The organism is Pseudomonas sp. SWI36, from assembly GCF_002948105.1.
GTDB classification, from domain to species: Bacteria; Pseudomonadota; Gammaproteobacteria; order Pseudomonadales; family Pseudomonadaceae; genus Aquipseudomonas; species Aquipseudomonas alloputida.
Map to the genome: position 1 here is coordinate 3,673,012 of NZ_CP026675.1, position 18,593 is coordinate 3,691,604.

Annotated in this window: 17 protein-coding genes; 14 read left to right on the forward strand and 3 right to left on the reverse strand. The window is 63.9% G+C overall.

Features of this window, described 5'->3' with window-relative positions; all coding sequences use genetic code 11:
- The 13 genes from C4Q27_RS17530 to C4Q27_RS17595 all read left to right on the forward strand — a co-directional run bounded on the left by C4Q27_RS17530 (position 1) and on the right by C4Q27_RS17595 (position 13,713).
- Positions 1–507: a chemotaxis protein CheW gene (locus C4Q27_RS17530; protein ID WP_010952582.1), complete on the forward strand. Its 507-nt coding sequence runs from the start codon at positions 1–3 to the stop codon at positions 505–507.
- Positions 504–1,778, forward strand: a complete 1,275-nt coding sequence (locus C4Q27_RS17535; RefSeq protein WP_104887124.1) for a protein-glutamate O-methyltransferase CheR — start codon at positions 504–506, stop codon at positions 1,776–1,778. The genes C4Q27_RS17530 and C4Q27_RS17535 overlap by 4 nt, the downstream gene beginning before the upstream one ends.
- Entirely contained in the window at positions 1,775–2,440 is a 666-nt protein-coding gene (locus tag C4Q27_RS17540) for a chemotaxis protein CheW (RefSeq protein ID WP_064491443.1), read from the forward strand. Before C4Q27_RS17535 ends, C4Q27_RS17540 begins: the two co-directional genes overlap by 4 nt.
- Positions 2,437–4,725: a hybrid sensor histidine kinase/response regulator gene (locus C4Q27_RS17545; RefSeq protein ID WP_104887125.1), complete on the forward strand. Its 2,289-nt coding sequence runs from the start codon at positions 2,437–2,439 to the stop codon at positions 4,723–4,725. The genes C4Q27_RS17540 and C4Q27_RS17545 overlap by 4 nt, the downstream gene beginning before the upstream one ends.
- A complete protein-coding gene (gene wspF, locus C4Q27_RS17550) occupies positions 4,722–5,735 on the forward strand; it encodes a Wsp signal transduction system protein-glutamate methylesterase WspF (protein WP_010952586.1) in 1,014 nt (337 codons plus the stop codon). The genes C4Q27_RS17545 and wspF overlap by 4 nt, the downstream gene beginning before the upstream one ends.
- Positions 5,736–5,786: 51 nt before the next feature.
- On the forward strand, positions 5,787–6,791 hold the full coding sequence (gene wspR / locus C4Q27_RS17555; protein ID WP_029615556.1) for a Wsp signal transduction system regulator diguanylate cyclase WspR: 1,005 nt from the start codon (positions 5,787–5,789) through the stop codon (positions 6,789–6,791).
- Between the two features lie 136 nt (positions 6,792–6,927).
- Positions 6,928–8,023, forward strand: a protein-coding gene (prfB, locus tag C4Q27_RS17560; RefSeq protein ID WP_061405587.1) for a peptide chain release factor 2 whose coding sequence is annotated in 2 segments (ribosomal slippage) — positions 6,928–6,999 and positions 7,001–8,023 — 1,095 coding nt in all. Because the reading frame shifts where the segments join, the coding sequence is not laid out codon by codon here.
- Positions 8,024–8,116: 93 nt separating this feature from the next.
- Positions 8,117–9,619, forward strand: a complete 1,503-nt coding sequence (lysS, locus tag C4Q27_RS17565) for a lysine--tRNA ligase (RefSeq protein WP_010952588.1) — start codon at positions 8,117–8,119, stop codon at positions 9,617–9,619.
- A gap of 179 nt (positions 9,620–9,798) precedes the next feature.
- Positions 9,799–10,503 carry a TetR/AcrR family transcriptional regulator gene (locus tag C4Q27_RS17570; protein WP_019437363.1) on the forward strand — a complete coding sequence of 235 codons (705 nt, stop codon included), beginning with the start codon at positions 9,799–9,801 and terminating at the stop codon, positions 10,501–10,503.
- A 30-nt stretch (positions 10,504–10,533) separates the two neighbouring features.
- Complete coding sequence (locus tag C4Q27_RS17575; protein ID WP_064491441.1) at positions 10,534–11,082, forward strand: hypothetical protein; 549 nt, start codon at positions 10,534–10,536, stop codon at positions 11,080–11,082.
- Between the two features lie 135 nt (positions 11,083–11,217).
- Positions 11,218–12,495 (forward strand): flavohemoglobin expression-modulating QEGLA motif protein, encoded by a 1,278-nt coding sequence (locus C4Q27_RS17585; RefSeq protein ID WP_003252215.1) that lies wholly within the window; start codon positions 11,218–11,220, stop codon positions 12,493–12,495.
- A complete protein-coding gene (locus C4Q27_RS17590) occupies positions 12,467–13,390 on the forward strand; it encodes an alpha/beta hydrolase (RefSeq protein WP_020190166.1) in 924 nt (307 codons plus the stop codon). The genes C4Q27_RS17585 and C4Q27_RS17590 overlap by 29 nt, the downstream gene beginning before the upstream one ends.
- A complete protein-coding gene (locus C4Q27_RS17595) occupies positions 13,387–13,713 on the forward strand; it encodes a hypothetical protein (RefSeq protein WP_003252219.1) in 327 nt (108 codons plus the stop codon). The genes C4Q27_RS17590 and C4Q27_RS17595 overlap by 4 nt, the downstream gene beginning before the upstream one ends.
- A 177-nt stretch (positions 13,714–13,890) precedes the next feature.
- On the opposite strand, the gene C4Q27_RS17600 is transcribed toward C4Q27_RS17595, so the two are convergent.
- The 3 genes from C4Q27_RS17600 to C4Q27_RS17610 all read right to left on the reverse strand — a co-directional run bounded on the left by C4Q27_RS17600 (position 13,891) and on the right by C4Q27_RS17610 (position 15,767).
- A complete protein-coding gene (locus tag C4Q27_RS17600; RefSeq protein ID WP_020190165.1) occupies positions 13,891–14,682 on the reverse strand; it encodes an OmpA family protein in 792 nt (263 codons plus the stop codon).
- Between the two features lie 50 nt (positions 14,683–14,732).
- Positions 14,733–15,146 (reverse strand): DUF4398 domain-containing protein, encoded by a 414-nt coding sequence (locus C4Q27_RS17605; protein WP_020190164.1) that lies wholly within the window; start codon positions 15,144–15,146, stop codon positions 14,733–14,735.
- A 276-nt stretch (positions 15,147–15,422) separates the two neighbouring features.
- Positions 15,423–15,767, reverse strand: coding sequence for a pilin assembly protein (locus C4Q27_RS17610; RefSeq protein ID WP_104887126.1), 345 nt, complete (start codon positions 15,765–15,767; stop codon positions 15,423–15,425).
- Positions 15,768–15,948: 181 nt separating this feature from the next.
- On the opposite strand from C4Q27_RS17610, the gene ppc reads away from it, so the two are divergent.
- Positions 15,949–18,576, forward strand: coding sequence for a phosphoenolpyruvate carboxylase (gene ppc, locus C4Q27_RS17615; protein ID WP_104887127.1), 2,628 nt, complete (start codon positions 15,949–15,951; stop codon positions 18,574–18,576).
- Positions 18,577–18,593 lie beyond the last annotated feature (17 nt).

An 18,593-nucleotide genomic window follows, 5' to 3' on the forward strand; every position in this document is an offset into this window, starting at 1 on the left:
ATGAACGACTTGCAACTGCGCACCGCGCGGGCGGCGAACACCGAGGGGGCGTTGTACCTGCAGTTTCGCATCAGAGCGCAGCGTTTTGCCCTGAGCGTGCACGAGGTGATCGAAGTGCTGCCGCGTCAGCCGCTCAAGCCGATCGCCCAGGCACCTGCCTGGGTCGCGGGCATCCTCGCCCATCGTGGCCAGCTGGTACCGGTAATCGACCTTGCCGCCCTGAGCTTTGGCCAGCCGGCGGTGCAACGCACCAGCACCCGTCTGGTGCTGGTGCACTACCGAGGCGGCCTGCAGCTTGGCCTGATCCTGGAGCAGGCCACCGAAACCCTGCGTTGCCAACCGGACGAGTTCCAGCCCTATGGGGTGGACACAGGCGATGCGCCGTATCTGGGCCCGGTGCGCCAGGATGCCCAAGGCCTGCTGCAGCGCATCGAAGTCAATGACCTGCTGCCCGACACCGTGCACGCATTGCTGTACACGCAAGACCCGACAGGGATGCCTACATGAACGAACAGCGTTTCTTCCGCTTCTTGCGCGAGCGTATTGGCCTGGACGTGGAGTCGGTGGGCGCGCCCATGGTCGAACGCGCGCTGCGCCAACGTTGCGTGGCTGCGGGCGCGATGGACCTGGACGATTACTGGCTGCGCCTGCAGCAGTCGGCAGATGAGCAACAGGCGCTGATCGAAGCGGTGATCGTCCCGGAAACCTGGTTTTTCCGTTACCCCGAATCCTTCACTGCGCTGGCCAGCCTGGCCCATAAACGGCTGGCTCAACTGGCTGGCGCGCGCCCGCTGCGATTGCTCAGCCTGCCGTGCTCTACCGGCGAGGAGCCCTATTCGCTGGCCATGGCCTTGTTTGACGCCGGCATGGCGCCTGGGGCATTCCTTGTCGATGGAATGGACATCAGCCCAAGTTCAGTAGCCAAGGCCGGGCAGGCGGTATATGGGCGCAATGCGTTCCGGGGTAGCGAACTGGGCTTTCGCGAGCGCTACTTCGATGCTCTGGACGAAGGCCACCGCCTGCATGAGCGGGTACGCCAGCAAGTCAGCCTGCGGGTGGGCAATGTGCTTGACCCGGCGCTGGCCAGCCGCGACGGCCTGTATGACTTCGTGTTCTGTCGCAACCTGTTGATCTATTTCGACGTACCGACCCAACAGCGTGTATTCGAAGTGCTCAAGCGCTTGCTGCATCCGCAGGGTGTGCTGTTTATCGGCCCGGCCGAAGGCAGCTTGCTGGCACGCATGGGCATGCGTCCATTGGGGATCGCCCAGTCGTTTGCCTATGTGCGTCATGAAGGCGACAGCGCCTCCTTGGCGGCGGCACCCGCCCAACCTGCCAAGCGGGCGTTCACGACGTTGCCCGCACCGGTTTATCCGCAGCCCAGTGTGCCGTTGCCTCGTTCGCTGCGTGTGCTGCCGGTGGCGGCCAGGCCAGCGCCAGCCCGCGAGCACAGCCACGAGGGGGCCAGCGAGTTGCTGGCCGGCATTGCCCGGCTGGCCAATGCCGGCGCCAGCGAGCAGGCCCGTAGCGAATGCCAGCGCTACCTGAGCCAGTACCCGCCGTCGGCACAGGTGTACTACTGGCTGGGTTTGCTCAGTGATACCGAAGGCGATGCGCAGCAGGCGCTGAGCCACTATCGCAAGGCCCTGTATCTGGAACCACAGCACCCCGAGGCGCTGGTGCACCTGGCCGCCTTGCTGGCGGCCCAGGGTGACCTGGCCGGCGCTCGGCGCCTTCAGGAGCGCGCGGCGCGGGCTGGCCGGGAGTCTGAACGATGAACAGTGAATCCGCGATGCAATTGCTCGCCGAGGATGACGCGCACATCGACGACTGCTGGAACCGCATTGGCGTGCGCGGCGACAAGCAGTGCCCACTGCTGGAGCGGCATGTTCATTGCCGTAATTGCGAGGTGTATGCCGCTGCGGCCACGCGTTTGCTCGACCGCTATGCGCTGGTGCAGGAGCACCAGGCTGCAGCGGTGCAGCCGGACGCGGAAAACACCGGTCGCTCGATGCTGCTGTTCCGTCTGGGCGAAGAGTGGCTGGCGCTGGCTACCGCCTGCCTGGCCGAAATCGCCCCGTTGCAGGCGGTGCATTCATTGCCGCACCAGCGCTCGCGGCTGCTGCACGGGGTTGCCAATGTACGCGGTGCGTTGGTGCCGTGCCTGTCACTGGCTGATTTGCTGGGCGTGCAGGCAAGCTCCACCGAGCAACGCAGCGCACGGGCGATGCCACGTATGCTGATTCTGGCCGCCGAAGGCGGGCCGGTGGTGATGGCTGTCGAGGAAATCGACGGTATTCACCGGCTCGACCCGCAGTTGCTGGGCAGTGGCCGGGACGCCACACGCTTCACCGCCGCAGTCCTGCAGTGGCGCGGCCGCAGCGTGCGGGTTCTGGACGATCAACACTTACTGTCTGCCGTGCAGCGGAGCCTGTCATGACCCCAGAGCAAATGCGCGACGCATCGTTGCTCGAACTGTTCAGCCTGGAGGCCGAGGCGCAGACCCAAGTGCTCAATGCCGGCCTGATGGCACTGGAGCGCAACCCTACCCAGGCCGACCAGCTCGAGGCCTGCATGCGCGCTGCCCACTCGCTCAAGGGGGCTGCGCGCATTGTCGGGGTGGATGCTGGCGTCAGTGTCGCCCACGTGATGGAAGACTGCCTGGTGGCGGCCCAGGAAGGCCGACTGCGGCTGACCGCCGAGCATATTGACGCGCTGTTGCAAGGTACCGACCTGCTGATGCGTATTGCCACACCCGGCGATGCCGGGGCGCAGGCGACCTTGCCGGTGTTTCTTGCGCAAATGGCCAGCCTGCTCGACCCGGGCGCCTCTGCCAGGCCTGTCGTGCCACCGGCGGCATCCGTGCCGCCGCTGGCAACCCTGCCGCCTGCCCCCATGGTAATGCCAGCCGAACCACCGGAACCAGAGCCCGAACCCGCCCTGCGGCGCAAGGCTGGCAAGCGCGCTGGCGAAGGTACCGAGCGGGTACTGCGTGTCACCGCCGACCGCCTCAATAGCCTGCTTGACCTGTCCAGCAAGTCGCTGGTGGAAACCCAGCGGCTCAAGCCATATCTGGCTACCCTGCAGCGCCTCAAGCGCATGCACGGCCAGGGTATGCAGGCGCTTGACGGCTTGCGCATGCAGCTGGAAGACACGGGGCAGGGCAACGAGGTGCTCGAAGCCTTGGCACAGACCCAGCGCCTGCTGGCAGAGACCCAGCAGATTCTGCAGCAGCAGGCGGCCGACCTGGATGAGTTCGGCTGGCAGGCCAGCCAGCGTGCGCAGTTGTTGTATGACACTGCCCTGGCCTGCCGGATGCGGCCGTTTGCCGACGTGCTGACCGGGCAAAGCCGCATGGTCCGCGACCTGGGCCGTTCGCTGGGCAAACCGGTGCGGCTGGTGGTGGAAGGGGAGAAGACCCAGGTCGACCGCGATGTGCTGGAAAAGCTCGAAGCACCGCTGACCCACCTGTTGCGCAATGCCGTCGACCACGGCATCGAATTGCCCGAGCGGCGCCTGCTGGCGGGCAAGCCGGACGAGGGTGTGATCCGCCTGCGGGCTTCGCACCAGGCGGGCATGCTCAGCCTGGAGCTGATCGACGATGGCGCCGGTATCGACCTGGAGCGCCTGCGCAGCAGCATCGTCGAGCGCGCCCTGTCGCCCGCTGACACGGTGGCGCGGATGAGTGAGGCGGAGCTGCTGACGTTCCTGTTCCTGCCCGGTTTCAGCCTGCGTGACAAGGTTACCGAAGTGTCCGGGCGCGGCGTGGGGCTGGATGCGGTGCAGCACTTGATCCGCGAGCTGCGCGGCTCGATCGAGTTGACCCAGGTGGCAGGGCAGGGCTGTCGCTTCCATCTTCAGGTGCCGCTGACCCTGTCGGTCGTTCGCAGCCTGGTGGTCGAGGTGGGCGGTGAGGCTTACGCCTTCCCGCTGGCCCATATCGAACGCACGCTGGAAGTGACCGCCGAACAGATCGTGCAGATCGAGGGGCGCCAGCATTTCTGGCACGAAGGCCGGCATATTGGCCTGGTGGCGGCCAGCCAATTGCTCAATCGCCCGGCTGGGCAAAGCGATGAAGCCAGCCTGCGGGTAGTGGTGATTCGTGAGCGCGAGCAGCTGTATGGCGTGGCCGTGGAGCGGCTGGTGGGGGAGCGGGTGCTGGTCGTGATGCCACTCGACCCACGCCTGGGGAAGGTGCAGGACATTTCCTCCGGCGCCTTGCTCGATGATGGCTCGGTGGTCCTGATCGTCGATGTCGAAGACTTGCTACGCTCGTTGGAAAAACTGCTCAGCACGGGCAGCCTGGAGCGCATCGAGCGCGGCAGCAGCGGAGCCCGTGGCGTAGTCCGCAAACGCATCCTGGTGGTCGACGACTCGCTGACCGTACGCGAGCTGCAGCGCAAGCTGCTGGGCAACCGTGGCTACGACGTGGCGGTGGCGGTGGACGGCATGGACGGCTGGAACGCCCTGCGCAGTGAGGACTTCGACCTGTTGATCACCGACATCGACATGCCGCGCATGGACGGTATCGAGCTGGTTACCCTGGTGCGTCGCGACCAGCGCCTGCAGTCATTGCCGGTGATGGTGGTGTCCTATAAAGACCGTGAGGAAGACCGACGGCGTGGCCTGGACGCTGGCGCCGACTACTATTTGGCAAAGGCCAGTTTCCACGACGATGCGTTGCTGGATGCTGTTGTGGAACTGATCGGAGGTGCTCAGGGATGAAGATCGCCATCGTCAATGACATGCCCCTGGCCGTCGAAGCGTTGCGCCGGGCGGTCGCCCTGGAGCCCGCACACCAGGTCGTGTGGGTGGCCAGTAACGGTGCCGAGGCGGTGCAGCGTTGCACCGAGCAGTTACCGGACCTGATCCTCATGGACCTGATCATGCCGGTGATGGACGGTGTCGAGGCAACCCGGCGGATCATGGCCGAAACCCCGTGCGCCATTGTCATCGTCACGGTCGACCGTAAGCAGAACGTACACCGGGTATTCGAGGCCATGGGCCATGGCGCCCTCGATGTGGTCGACACCCCGGCGTTGGGCGCTGGCGATGCCCGCGAAGCGGCGGCGCCCTTGCTGCGCAAGATCCTCAATATCGGCTGGCTGGTCGGCCAGCAGCGGGCACCTGCCGCAAGGTCGGTCGCTGCGCCGCTGCGCGAGGCTTCCCAGCGCCGCGGGTTGGTGGCAATCGGGTCTTCGGCAGGTGGCCCTGCAGCACTCGAAGTATTGCTCAAGGGCTTGCCGGCAGCGTTTCCGGCGGCCATCGTGCTGGTCCAGCATGTGGACCAGGTGTTTGCCGCAGGCATGGCCGAATGGCTCAGCAGCGCAGCAGGCCTGCCGGTGCGCCTGGCCCGTGAAGGCGAACCGCCGCAGCCAGGGCAGGTACTCCTGGCCGGTACCAACCACCACATTCGCCTGCTACAGAATGGCCAACTGGCCTACACTGCGGAACCTGTGAATGAAATCTACCGGCCCTCGATCGATGTGTTCTTCGAGAGCGTGGCACGTTACTGGAATGGTGATGCAGTGGGCGTGCTGCTCACCGGCATGGGCCGCGACGGTGCCCAGGGCCTGAAGCTGATGCGTCAGCAGGGCTTTCTGACCATTGCCCAGGACCAGGCCAGCAGCGCGGTGTACGGCATGCCCAAGGCTGCTGCGGCTATTGATGCCGCCGTGGAAATCCGCCCGCTGGAACGCATTGCCGGGCGCTTGACTGAATTTTTCGCAAAATGACGAAATGTATTGAATCACGCCGCCAGGCCGGTAGTGATCGGGTGAACAATGATGAATGATTTACCGATCGAAGGTTTCGCGACCACCAACGAAAACTCGGCGATGGTGCTGCTGGTCGACGATCAGGCCATGATCGGCGAAGCGGTGCGGCGTGGCTTGGCCAATGAAGACAACATCGACTTCCACTTCTGTGCCGACCCGCACCAGGCGGTGGCCCAGGCCATGCGCATCAAGCCCACGGTCATTCTTCAAGACCTGATCATGCCTGGCCTGGACGGCTTGACCCTGGTGCGCGAGTACCGCAACAACCCGGTGACCCAGGACATCCCGATCATTGTCCTGTCGACCAAGGAAGACCCGCTGGTAAAGAGTGCGGCATTTGCCGCCGGGGCCAACGATTACCTGGTCAAGCTGCCTGACACCATCGAACTGGTGGCCCGCATCCGCTACCACTCGCGTTCCTACCTGACCCTGCTGCAGCGCGACGAGGCCTACCGTGCCCTGCGCGTCAGCCAGCAGCAGCTGCTTGATTCCAATCTGATGTTGCAGCGGCTGATGAACTCCGATGGCCTGACCGGGCTGTCCAACCGCCGGCACTTCGACGAATACCTGGAGCTGGAATGGCGCCGGGCGATGCGTGAACAGCAGCAGTTGTCGTTGCTGATGATCGACGTGGATTACTTCAAAGTCTACAACGACAGCTTTGGCCATCTGGCCGGTGACGAGGCCTTGCGCCAGGTCGCCGAAGCCATCCGTAGCTCGTGCTCGCGGCCGACCGACCTGCCGGCGCGCTATGGCGGCGAAGAGTTTGCCCTGGTGCTGCCCAACACCTCGCCAGGCGGGGCGCGGCTGGTGGCCGAAAAACTGCGCCAGACCGTGCTGGGCCTTGGCATCCCCCATACTGCGCCGACGGCTGATACGTTCTTGACCGTGAGCATCGGCCTGGCCACCCAGACTCCGGCTATCGGCAGCCATTGCCGGCAGCTGATTTCGGCGGCCGATAAAGGTCTTTACCTGGCCAAGAACGGTGGGCGTAACCAAGTCGGCATCGCCTGAGCTCCTGGAGACGCGCGGCCTGTGTGGGAGCGCAGGTTGCCCTATCGACATACGACCGCCCGGCGGGTCTGCCGCCATGCTGCGGACTCGGTTATACTCGCGGGCTTTTCACCGAATTCGCACGAGTAGCCCGCCCATGGAAATCCAACCGATCCTGAACACCATCAAGGACCTCACCGAGCGTTCCCAGTCAATTCGGGGGTATCTTTGACTACGATCACAAGCATGACCGCCTGATCGAAGTCAACCGCGAGCTGGAAGACCCCAACGTCTGGAACAAGCCTGAGTACGCCCAGGCTCTGGGCCGCGAGCGTGCCATGCTGGCCCAGGTCGTCGAGACCCTGGACAAGCTGTCCAACGGCCTGGGTGACTGCCAGGACCTGCTCGACATGGCCGTCGAAGAAAATGACGAAGGCGCCGTCGGCGACGTCGTGACCGAGCTGGAAAGCCTGGAAGAAAACCTGGCCCAGCTTGAGTTCCGTCGCATGTTCAGCGGCGAGATGGACATGAACAACGCCTACCTGGACATCCAGGCCGGTTCCGGTGGTACCGAAGCGCAGGACTGGGCCAACATCCTGCTGCGCATGTACCTGCGCTGGGCCGACAAGCGTGGTTTCGATGCCACCATCATCGAGCTTTCCGAAGGTGAAGTGGCCGGTATCAAAGGTGCAACCGTGCACATCAAGGGCGAATACGCCTTCGGCTGGCTGCGCACCGAAATCGGCGTGCACCGCCTGGTGCGCAAGAGCCCGTTCGACTCCGGTGCCCGTCGCCACACGTCGTTCTCGGCGGTGTTCGTATCGCCCGAGATCGACGACAAGGTCGAAATCGAGATCAACCCGTCCGACCTGCGCATCGACACCTACCGCTCCTCCGGTGCCGGTGGTCAGCACGTGAACACCACCGACTCGGCGGTCCGTATCACCCACGTACCGACCAATACCGTGGTGGCTTGCCAGAACGAACGCTCCCAGCACGCCAACAAGGACACCGCCATGAAAATGCTGCGGGCCAAGTTGTACGAACTGGAAATGCAGAAGCGCAATGCCGCCTCGCAGGCGCTGGAAGACAGCAAGTCGGACATCGGCTGGGGCCACCAGATCCGCTCTTACGTACTGGATGACTCGCGTATCAAGGACTTGCGTACCGGCGTCGAGCGTAGCGACTGCCAGAAGGTCCTCGATGGCGACCTTGACCAGTACCTGGAAGCGAGCCTCAAGCAGGGCCTGTAATTCGCACCCCCATGCCGCGCTACCTGGCCAGCCGCCGGTAGCGCGTGCCCTGCCCGGAACGGGCAACGAATACCTGATGGAAAGAATGACGACATGAGCGACCTCAAGACCGAATCGCAAGACCTGCAACAGGAAGAAAACGCCCTGATCGCCCTGCGCAAGGAAAAACTTGCCGCCGAGCGTGCCAAGGGCAATGCCTTCCCCAACGACTTCCGTCGCGACAGCTACTGCAACGACCTGCAGAAGCAATACGCGGACAAGACCAAGGAAGAGCTGGAAGCAGCCGCGATCCCAGTCAAGGTCGCCGGCCGCATCATGCTCAACCGTGGTTCGTTCATGGTTATCCAGGACATGACTGGCCGTATTCAGGTCTACGTCAACCGCAAGACCCTGCCGGAAGAAACCCTGGCCGCGGTCAAGACCTGGGACCTGGGCGACATCATCAGCGCCGAAGGCACCCTGGCCCGTTCCGGCAAGGGCGACCTGTACGTCGAAATGACCAACGTGCGCCTGCTGACCAAGTCGCTGCGCCCGCTGCCTGACAAGCACCACGGCCTGACCGACACCGAGCAGCGCTACCGCCAGCGGTACGTCGACCTGATGGTCAACGAAGAAACCCGCCACACCTTCCGTGTGCGTTCGCAGGTGATCTCGCACATCCGCAAGTTCCTCATCGAGCGTGACTTCCTCGAAGTCGAGACGCCGATGCTGCAGACCATCCCGGGCGGCGCCGCTGCCAAGCCGTTCGAAACCCACCACAATGCCCTGGACATGGCCATGTTCCTGCGTATCGCGCCGGAGCTGTACCTCAAGCGTCTGGTGGTTGGTGGTTTTGAGAAAGTGTTCGAGATCAACCGCAACTTCCGTAACGAAGGCGTTTCGACTCGTCACAACCCTGAATTCACCATGCTCGAGTTCTACCAGGCCTACGCCGACTACCGCGACAACATGGACCTCACCGAGGAACTGTTCCGCGAGCTGGCGCAACTGGTATTGGGCTCCACTGACGTACCGTACGGCGACAAGGTCTTCCACTTCGGCGAGCCGTTCGTACGCCTGTCGGTGTTCGACTCGATCCTCAAGTACAACCCGGAGCTGACCGCCGCCGACCTGCAGGACGTCGACCGCGCCCGCGAGATTGCCAGGAAGGCCGGCGCCAAGGTGCTGGGCCATGAAGGCCTGGGCAAGCTGCAGGTGATGATTTTCGAAGAGCTGGTCGAGCACAAGCTGGAGCAGCCGCACTTCATTACCGAGTACCCGTTCGAAGTGTCGCCGCTGGCCCGTCGCAACGACGACAACCCGGCCGTTACCGACCGTTTCGAGCTGTTCATCGGTGGCCGCGAAATCGCCAACGCCTACTCCGAGCTCAACGATGCCGAAGATCAGGCCGAGCGCTTCCTGGCCCAGGTGGCCGAGAAGGACGCGGGTGACGATGAAGCCATGCACTATGACGCCGACTTCGTTCGTGCGCTGGAGTACGGCATGCCGCCGACCGCCGGTGAAGGCATCGGCATCGACCGCCTGGTGATGCTGTTGACCAACTCGCCGTCGATCCGCGACGTCATCCTGTTCCCGCACATGCGTCCGCAGGCCTGAGTGAGCTGAACGAGCCGCCTTTCGAGGCGGCTTTTTCTTGCCTGAAGCTTTATGTTGTCAGTACCGGCCTCTTCGCGGGTAAACCCGCTCCTACAAAGGCCTTGTAGGAGCGGGTTTACCCGCGAATGGGCCAGCACTGACGAAACACTGCCCATGAGGTATCCCCCGTGACACCCGCCATGCCTGACCAAGGCGCCGCCGGCATCGCCACCGCCGTCGCCGAAAGCGTGCAATACCAAGGCCGCAAGACTGCCCGCCAAGGCAGCGAACAGCGTCGCCAGTTGATTCTCGATGCCGCCATGCGCATTGTCGTACGCGACGGCGTGCGCGGTGTGCGCCACCGGGCAGTGGCCGCCGAGGCCGGCGTGCCATTGTCGGCCACCACCTACTACTTCAAGGACATCGAGGACCTGCTCACCGATACCTTTGCCCAGTACGTCGAGCGCAGTGCGGCCTACATGGCCAAGCTGTGGGCCAATACCGAGGTGGTGTTGCGCCAGTTGCTGGCACAGGGCGATGGCAGCCCGCAGGCACGGGCGCGGCTGGCTGACGACGTGGCGCGCATGACCGCCGATTACGTTCAGCGGCAACTGCTGAACCGCCGTGACTTCCTGATGGCCGAGCAGGCTTTCCGCCAGGAAGCATTGCTGTGCCCGCGACTGGCTGAGCTGGTGTGCGCTCATGAGCAGATCCTGCTGCACGGCACCCGGCAATTGCTGCAGGTCGTGGGTTCGCGGCAGCCGGAGCAGGATGCACAGATGTTGACGGCGATTATCGAGCAGTTGGAATATCAAGGCCTGCTCAAGCAAGCGAATGCGCAAGCCGATGGGCAGATGCTCGCTATGCTTACCCGATACCTGCAGCTGGTGCTGGCATCGGCCTGAGCCGAGAACGACCTTTTCAAGGAGAACCTGATGAAAGCCTGGCGTGTGGTGTTGTTGACTTTGTCATTCCTGCTGCTGGGCGGTTGTCTGGTGACCTTCCATGAGCCCTTGCCCAGCAACCAGGCAGCGCCCAAGGCCCTGCTCGGCAAGTGGAGCAGCAAGGACGCCTGGGGGGAGCCGTTGAAACTGGTGATCAGCCGTAGCGGTGGCGACGCCTACAAGGCGGTGGCCACGGCCAAGGGCAAGGCCCCTGAAGAATACGTGTTCACCGTGTCACGCCACGGCAACCGCTGGTACTTGTCGGCTGGCGTGCCCAAGCGCCTGGGCGGCAATTTCCTGATTGGCGGCTTCGATATCGTCGATGGCAAGGAACTGGTGGTCTACAACCTGGATGTCGAGCAGGTACAGCAGGCGGTGGGCAAGAAGGAACTGAGCGGTCGTAGTACCGAAGTGCCGGAGGACAACGGCGACGGCGTGCTGATCGACAGCCCGGCGGCGCGGGTGCTGGCCTACCTGGACGACCCGGCCAACTCCGACCTGTTCGTCGAAGTGGCGCGGTTCCAGCGCTCGGGCAAATGACCGTGTTGGCGTCTTCGCGGGCTTGCCCGCTCCCACAGGTATTTCACAGGTATCTGATCCTGTGGTGTCCCTGTGGGAGCGGACAAGCCCGCGAAGAGGCCGGTACAGGTTTCGTGTACTAGAAAGGAGTCCCTGGTGGACGAATACCAGCAAACCATCCGCGCCCTGTCCGACCGCATCGTCGCGGCACAGACGCCTATCCGGGTCCTGGACGCGGTGAAGTGGGACGACAACATCCGCCAGGGCTTTCTCAAGGCCAAGGGCAAGGAGCCACCGGCGGTTGATCGCGCCTACTACCAATCGCGCCCGCTGTCGTTCGACTCCAGCGCGGTCAAGGCCGAGTTCCAGGGCATCGAGCGCGACATCATTCGCCAGTTGGGCCAGTTCAACCCGGTCGGGCAGATCATGAAGCGCATGTGCCGCGAATACCGCATGGTGGTGCGCATGCTCGAAGCGCGCGGTACCGAGGACTTCGGCCTGATCTCCCAGGAGCTGTACGGCGCCGCCTCGGATGCCTTCCACGCCGGTGACCCGACCCTGGCCGACCTTGGCCTGATGCTGTCGGACTACCTGAACAACATCGATGGCCGTGGTGACCTCAAGGATGAGCCAAAGAATCTCACCGCCAAGGAGGCGGTGGAGATCCTCCAGCACCGGCTGAACAACGTGTTCGGCGAGGCCGAAGGGACCATTCGCGTGTTCGAGTCCGACGGTATCGTCGCCGACGCCGCAGCCGGTGCCGACTACATCAAGGTGCGTGCCGATGCCATGTTCAACGCCCGCGATGTGCGCGCCCTGGAGGTGCACGAAGGGTTGGTGCACGTCGGTACCACGCTCAATGGCCTGAACCAGCCGATCTGCACCTTCCTGGCCAAAGGCCCGCCCTCGTCGACGGTAACCCAGGAGGGCCTGGCGATTCTCATGGAGGTGATCGCCTTTGCCTCCTACCCCAGCCGCCTGCGCAAGCTCACCAACCGCACCCGTGCCATCCACATGGTCGAGGAGGGTGCAGACTTCATGCAGGTCTACGGTTTCTTCCGCGAGCAGGGCTTCGAGATGGCGCAGAGCTACAGCAACGCCAGCCGGGTGTTCCGCGGCTCGGTGCCCAACGGCCTGCCATTCACCAAGGACTTGTCCTACCTCAAGGGCTTCATCATGGTTTACAACTACATTCAGTTGGCCGTGAAGAAGGGCAAACTGGAACAGATCCCGTTGCTGTTCTGCGGCAAGACCACCCTGGAAGACATGCGCACCCTGCGCCAACTGGTCGAGGAAGGGTTGGTCGAGCCGCCCAAGTACCTGCCTGAACAGTTCCGCGACCTGAGTGCGCTGTCGGCCTGGATGTGCTTCTCCAACTTCCTCAACCACCTGAGCCTGGATCGCATTGAAGCCGACTACGCGAACATTCTCTGAGCACTGCCGCCTGCTCGTCCTCGGCCTGGTCCTGCTGAGCCTTGGCGGCTGCAGCAGCCTGTTGTTCTACCCCGAGCGTGGTCAGGCCTTCACCCCTGAGCGTGCCAAGCTGGAATACCGCGATGTCACGCTGACCACTGCTGATGGCATCCGCCTTCACGGTTGGTGGCTGCCAGCCAAGGCCGGGGTCGAGGTCAAGGGCACGGTGCTGCACCTGCACGGCAACGGCGGTAACCTGCCAGGGCACCTGGGGGGGAGCTACTGGCTGCCGGAGCAGGGCTACCAGGTGTTGATGATCGATTACCGCGGCTATGGCTTGTCTCAGGGCCAGCCGAGCCTGCCGGAGGTGTACCAGGACATTGCTGCAGCCATGGCCTGGCTGCAGCAGGCGCCCGAGGTCAAGGGCAAGCCGCTGGTACTGCTGGGGCAGAGCCTGGGCGGTGCCATGGCCATTCATTACCTGGCGGCCCACCCCGAGCAGCGTCAGCGCTTCAGCGCCCTGGTGTTCGATGGTGTGCCGGCCAGTTACCGCGCGGTGGGGCGCTTTGCGCTCAGCACTTCCTGGATGACCTGGCCATTGCAGGTTCCGCTGTCGTGGCTGGTGCCGGACGGCGACAGCGCGATCCGCTCGATCGAGCGATTGAGCAGCCCGCCCAAGTTGTTTTTCCACAGTATCGACGACAACCTGGTGCCGATGGACAACGGCATCCGCCTGTATCAGCACGCGCCACCACCGCGGGTGCTGCAACTGACCCGAGGGGGTCACGTGCAAACCTTCGCCGACCCTACCTGGCGCCAGGTGATGCTGCGGTTCCTCGATGATCCCAGCCATTTCAACGGCCTGCGGCGGCTTGCCGAAGTGCCCAATTTCCCTGACGAGAAGAACAAGCAATGAGTGAAGAACGCAACGCCATCCCGCTGATCCTGACCGGCGTCGGCAGCATCATCGTGACGGTAGGGGCTTTGTGGTATTACGGTTACCTGCATTTCGCCAAGCCCGAAGATGCCCTGCTGCTGCAGGACTTCACCATGCTCAAGACCATCCCCGGCGAGGACTACAAGGTATCGCTGGACCCGGCACCGCAAGTGGCCCAGTGCGTCGACGGCGTGCTGGTGCTGTTCGACACCCAGCAGAAAGGCCTGACCGGCGTGCTGGTGGACAACCGCAAGCGCGCGGTGCGCTGCATGGGCGAAGAAACACCGCAGCAGGTGCAGTGAGCCATTATCCTTGCTGCCTGAACTCGCCTCTTCGCGGGCACGCCCGCTCCCACAGGGTCGCGCAAAACTCGAAACTGGCGCCGTACCTGTGGGAGCGGGCGTGCCCGCGAAGAGGCCCGAACAGGCAAAAGAAAGCCCCGCGTCGATCGCGGGGCTTGTCCTTTCAGCTAGCCAGCCTTAGCGCTGAACCTGGCTCACCGAGCGTGGTGCCACCGGCTGGTTGTCGTTGGAGATGGTCACCTCCACCCGACGGTTCTGCGCACGTCCCGAGTTGCTCGAGTTGTCCGCTACCGGGTACTCCTTGCCATAGCCCTGGGAAACGATACGCGCCGGATCTACCCCGGCACGTACCAGTGCCATGCGCACGCTGTTGGCGCGGCGTTCGGACAGTGTCTGGTTGTAGTTGGCCGAGCCGACGCTGTCGGTGTAGCCCTCGACGATCACCTTGCGTTCCGGGTTTTCCTGAAGGAACTGGGCCAGCTTGGTGATGTTCGGGTAAGCGCTGCTCTTGAGTTCGGCCTTGTTGAAGTCGAACAGCACGTCGCCGAAGGTCACCAGCGTTCCGCGGTCGGTCTGCTTGGCGTTGAGGCTGTCCTGCAGCTTGGCGATCTGCGCGTCGCGGGCATCCAGCTTGGCCTGCGCGCGCTGGGCCGAGGCGTTTTTCAGTTCAGCTTCGGCAGTACGCAGGGCAATGGTCTGCTTGGCCACTTCGACGCGCTGGTTGGTCAGGTAGGCCAGTTGGTCGACTTTCTTCTCGTCTTCACGGTCCATGTACGCCTTGTCGGCCTTGTTCAGCCAGTCCTGGGCGTCCTTGGTCTCCAGTGCCGCGACCTTGCTCGCTTGCGGGTCGCTCTGCAGCGAGGAGAAGTTGGTGCGGGCCGCTTCCAGATTGGCATTCGGATCGTGCGAGCAGGCAGCAAGACCGACGCTCAGGGCCAGCAGGGCGGGAATCATGACGTGTTTGCGCATAGTGTTCATCCTTTGATCGTGTGCGAAGGCTAAGGTTGGCGGGGCAGGGCTCACTGAACGCTGCGCAGGCCTTCCTCACGTACGTCCTGAACGCCCTGGCGGGCATCCTGCACGGCCTTCTGGGCTTTGGCTGCCTGGGCCTTGCGTTCGGCGAGGCGTGCATCCCACTCGGCCTGTTGGGCCAGGCGCTTGGCCTCGTCGTACTTCTTGTCGTGCATGGCGATTTCGGCTTGCTTGAACTTGTCCTGAGCCGCTTTCATTTCAACGGCAGCGAACTCGGTACCGCCAGCGCTGACGGCGGAGTTCACGGCGGACTGGGTGACGGCATACTGCTCGGTGGGCGGATTGCCCGCACAGCCGGCCAGGACCAGGCTACTGCCCAGCGCCAGCGCGGCCAGCTTGAACCCGCGCACATGAGTGGATGACAGTTTGCTAGTGCGGGTCTTCATGGTGGTCAGCTCCATTGGATCACTCCTGATAACGACGATGTCCGTAGCAGTCCATCGCTCAATCCCTGACATAACCGCGCGCTTCAGTTCAACGGTGCACGAGGGCAGTGTGCAGGGTTTTAGCGTGATGGCTATTGGCTCCGACTCGAAGGTTTTTCGAATAGTTCAGAAAAAAGCGCCGTGATCGGATAACTATTTCTGACTGATCGGTCAGTGCGATTTGCCTGGAACTTTCCCAGGCTGGAGCGGTATTCCGGGCCTTGAGCAGGCCCGGAATGCTGGCGCGCAGGATTATTTGTCGCTGTTGACTGTCGCGTTGCTCAAGTTGTGCAGGTGCTGGCGCGACAGGGAGAGAAAGCGCGGCGTAGGACCAACGTCTTCGTACAACGGGTCGCCTTCTTCGTCGGTGGCGATGACCTGGCGACCCTGTACATAGGGGAAGCTGGCTTCCAGTTCTTCAAGGGCGGCGGCGACCAGTTCGCCGAGCAGTTCTTCGGCGGTGCGCTTGGGGTACATGTCGATCAGCGCGGCCAGGCGCGCTTCGGACTCCAGGTCCAGGTGCAGGACATGACCGGTACGGCTGAGGGTGCCGGCGGCATTCTGTTCCCAATGCTGGGCGAGTTCACGGATTTTCATGATGACCTCTGTTGACGCCTGGAAAGGCTGCACTGCATGGGAGTGCTGTGCTTTCACTTTAGTTTGGTTTGGCCGATCACGGCTTGCCATCGTCGCCCGGCTGTGGGCACTCTTGGGGGATACCGCTCGCTCCTGCACAGGGCGCGCTGAGGCTGATAGGGATGCAACGGAGAGGGCGCCAATGACCGATATCGATGTGCGTTTGCGTGAAGATGTCCATGTGTTGGGTGAGCTGCTTGGCGAAACCATTCGCCAGCAGCATGGCGATGCGTTCCTGCAGAAAATCGAGGACATCCGCCACAGTGCCAAGGCCGACCGTCGCGGCCCGGGTGAGCAGCTGAGCTCGACCCTGGCGGACCTGGCCGAAGAAGACCTGCTGCCCGTAGCGAGGGCCTTCAACCAGTTCCTCAACCTGGCCAACATGGCCGAGCAGTACCAGTTGATCCGCCGCCGCGACGCCGACCAGCCCGAGCCATTCGAAGCGCAGGTACTGCCCGAGCTGCTGGGGCGCTTGAAGCAGGCAGGCCACAGCAACGATGCCCTGGCCCGGCAACTGGCCAAGCTCGATATCCAGTTGGTGCTCACCGCACACCCCACCGAAGTGGCCCGTCGCACGCTGATCCAGAAGTACGACGCGATCGCCGGCCAACTGGCCGCACAGGACCATCGTGACCTGACCCCGGCAGAACGCCAGCAAGTGCGCGAACGCCTGCGCCGGCTGATCGCCGAGGCTTGGCACACCGAGGAAATCCGCCGTACCCGGCCTACGCCGGTAGACGAAGCCAAGTGGGGTTTCGCAGTGATCGAGCATTCACTGTGGCATGCCATCCCCAGCCACCTGCGCAAGGTCGACAAGGCCCTGCTGGAGGCCACTGGCCTGCGCCTGCCGCTGGAGGCCGCGCCGATCCGCTTTGCCTCGTGGATGGGTGGGGACCGTGATGGCAACCCCAATGTGACGGCTGCCGTCACCCGCGAAGTACTCCTGCTGGCGCGCTGGATGGCCGCCGACCTGTTCCTGCGCGACATTGATGCACTGGCCGCCGAGTTGTCCATGCAGCAGGCCAACGACACCCTGCGCAAGCAGGTTGGCGACAGCGCCGAACCCTACCGCGCAGTGCTCAAGCAACTGCGCGACCGCCTGCGTGCGACACGCGCATGGGCGCATTCGGCCTTGACCAGCAACCAACCGGCCGGTGCCGACGTGCTGGTGGACAACCGCGAGCTGATCGCGCCGCTGGAGCTGTGCTACCAGTCACTGCACGAATGCGGCATGGGCGTGATCGCCGAGGGGCCGCTGCTTGACTGCCTGCGTCGTGCGGTGACCTTCGGCCTGTTCCTGGGCCGCCTGGACGTACGCCAGGACGCTGCCCGCCACCGTGATGCGCTGACCGAGATTACCGATTACCTGGGCCTGGGGCGTTACGCCGACTGGGATGAGGAGCAGCGCATCGCGTTCCTCCAGGCCGAGCTGAAAAACCGCCGGCCCCTGCTGCCTGCGCATTTCAAGCCGCAAGCGGACACCGCCGAAGTGCTGGCGACCTGCAGGGAAGTGGCCGCTGCGCCGGCCGCCTCGCTGGGGTCTTACGTCATCTCCATGGCCGGTTCCGCCTCGGATGTACTGGCGGTGCAACTGTTGCTCAAGGAAGCCGGCCTGACCCGCCCCATGCGCGTGGTACCACTGTTCGAGACCCTGGCCGACCTCGACAATGCCGGCCCGGTCATGCAGCGCCTGCTTGGCCTGCCGGGCTACCGCGCGGGCCTGCGCGGCCCGCAGGAAGTGATGATCGGCTACTCCGATTCGGCCAAGGACGCCGGCACCACGGCTGCTGCGTGGGCGCAGTACCGGGCTCAGGAAAACCTGGTGCGCATCTGTGCCGAGCATCAGGTCGAGCTGCTGCTGTTCCACGGCCGTGGCGGTACGGTCGGGCGAGGCGGCGGTCCGGCCCATGCCGCGATCCTGTCGCAGCCACCGGGTTCGGTGGCGGGGCGTTTCCGCACCACCGAGCAGGGTGAAATGATCCGCTTCAAGTTCGGCTTGCCGGGCATTGCCGAGCAAAACCTCAACCTGTACCTGGCTGCCGTGCTTGAAGCCACGCTGTTGCCACCACCGCCCCCGCAGCCGGCCTGGCGTGAAGTGATGGACCAGTTGGCCGCCGATGGTGTCCAGGCCTACCGCAGCGTGGTACGGGAGAATCCCGATTTCGTCGAGTACTTCCGTCAGTCGACGCCAGAACAGGAACTGGGGCGCCTGCCGTTGGGCAGCCGCCCGGCAAAACGTCGCGCCGGTGGCATCGAAAGCCTGCGCGCCATCCCGTGGATCTTCGGCTGGACCCAGACCCGGCTGATGCTGCCGGCCTGGCTGGGCTGGGAAACGGCGCTGACCAATGCCTTGGCCCGAGGTCAGGGTGAGTTGCTGGCACAGATGCGCGAGCAATGGCCGTTCTTCCGCACCCGCATCGACATGCTGGAAATGGTGCTGGCCAAGGCCGATGCGCAAATTGCCGAGGCCTACGACGAACGTCTGGTGCAACCGCACCTGCGTCCTTTAGGTGCGCACCTGCGCGACCTATTGTCGCAGTCATGCCGGGTGGTGCTGGGCCTGACCGGGCAGCCGGTGCTACTGGCGCACAGCCCCGAGACACTGGAATTCATTAGCCTGCGCAATACCTATCTGGACCCGTTGCACCGCCTGCAGGCAGAGTTGCTGGCCCGCTCGCGCAGCCGCGAAGCCGCTCTGGACAGCCCGTTGGAGCAGGCCTTGCTGGTGACCGTGGCGGGTATTGCCGCCGGGCTGCGCAACACCGGCTAAGGGCAAGCCCGGGTCAT

Excerpts from the sequence above, each read along its gene's own strand:
- C4Q27_RS17530 (WP_010952582.1), top strand. The coding sequence starts at position 1 with ATGAACGACTTGCAACTGCGCACCGCGCGGGCGGCGAACACCGAGGGG.
- C4Q27_RS17535 (WP_104887124.1), top strand. The coding sequence starts at position 504 with ATGAACGAACAGCGTTTCTTCCGCTTCTTGCGCGAGCGTATTGGCCTG.
- C4Q27_RS17540 (WP_064491443.1), top strand. The coding sequence starts at position 1,775 with ATGAACAGTGAATCCGCGATGCAATTGCTCGCCGAGGATGACGCGCAC.
- C4Q27_RS17545 (WP_104887125.1), top strand. The coding sequence starts at position 2,437 with ATGACCCCAGAGCAAATGCGCGACGCATCGTTGCTCGAACTGTTCAGC.
- wspF (WP_010952586.1), top strand. The coding sequence starts at position 4,722 with ATGAAGATCGCCATCGTCAATGACATGCCCCTGGCCGTCGAAGCGTTG.
- wspR (WP_029615556.1), top strand. The coding sequence starts at position 5,787 with ATGAATGATTTACCGATCGAAGGTTTCGCGACCACCAACGAAAACTCG.
- lysS (WP_010952588.1), top strand. The coding sequence starts at position 8,117 with ATGAGCGACCTCAAGACCGAATCGCAAGACCTGCAACAGGAAGAAAAC.
- C4Q27_RS17570 (WP_019437363.1), top strand. The coding sequence starts at position 9,799 with ATGCCTGACCAAGGCGCCGCCGGCATCGCCACCGCCGTCGCCGAAAGC.
- C4Q27_RS17575 (WP_064491441.1), top strand. The coding sequence starts at position 10,534 with ATGAAAGCCTGGCGTGTGGTGTTGTTGACTTTGTCATTCCTGCTGCTG.
- C4Q27_RS17595 (WP_003252219.1), top strand. The coding sequence starts at position 13,387 with ATGAGTGAAGAACGCAACGCCATCCCGCTGATCCTGACCGGCGTCGGC.
- C4Q27_RS17600 (WP_020190165.1), bottom strand. The coding sequence starts at position 14,682 with ATGCGCAAACACGTCATGATTCCCGCCCTGCTGGCCCTGAGCGTCGGT.
- C4Q27_RS17605 (WP_020190164.1), bottom strand. The coding sequence starts at position 15,146 with ATGGAGCTGACCACCATGAAGACCCGCACTAGCAAACTGTCATCCACT.
- C4Q27_RS17610 (WP_104887126.1), bottom strand. The coding sequence starts at position 15,767 with ATGAAAATCCGTGAACTCGCCCAGCATTGGGAACAGAATGCCGCCGGC.
- ppc (WP_104887127.1), top strand. The coding sequence starts at position 15,949 with ATGACCGATATCGATGTGCGTTTGCGTGAAGATGTCCATGTGTTGGGT.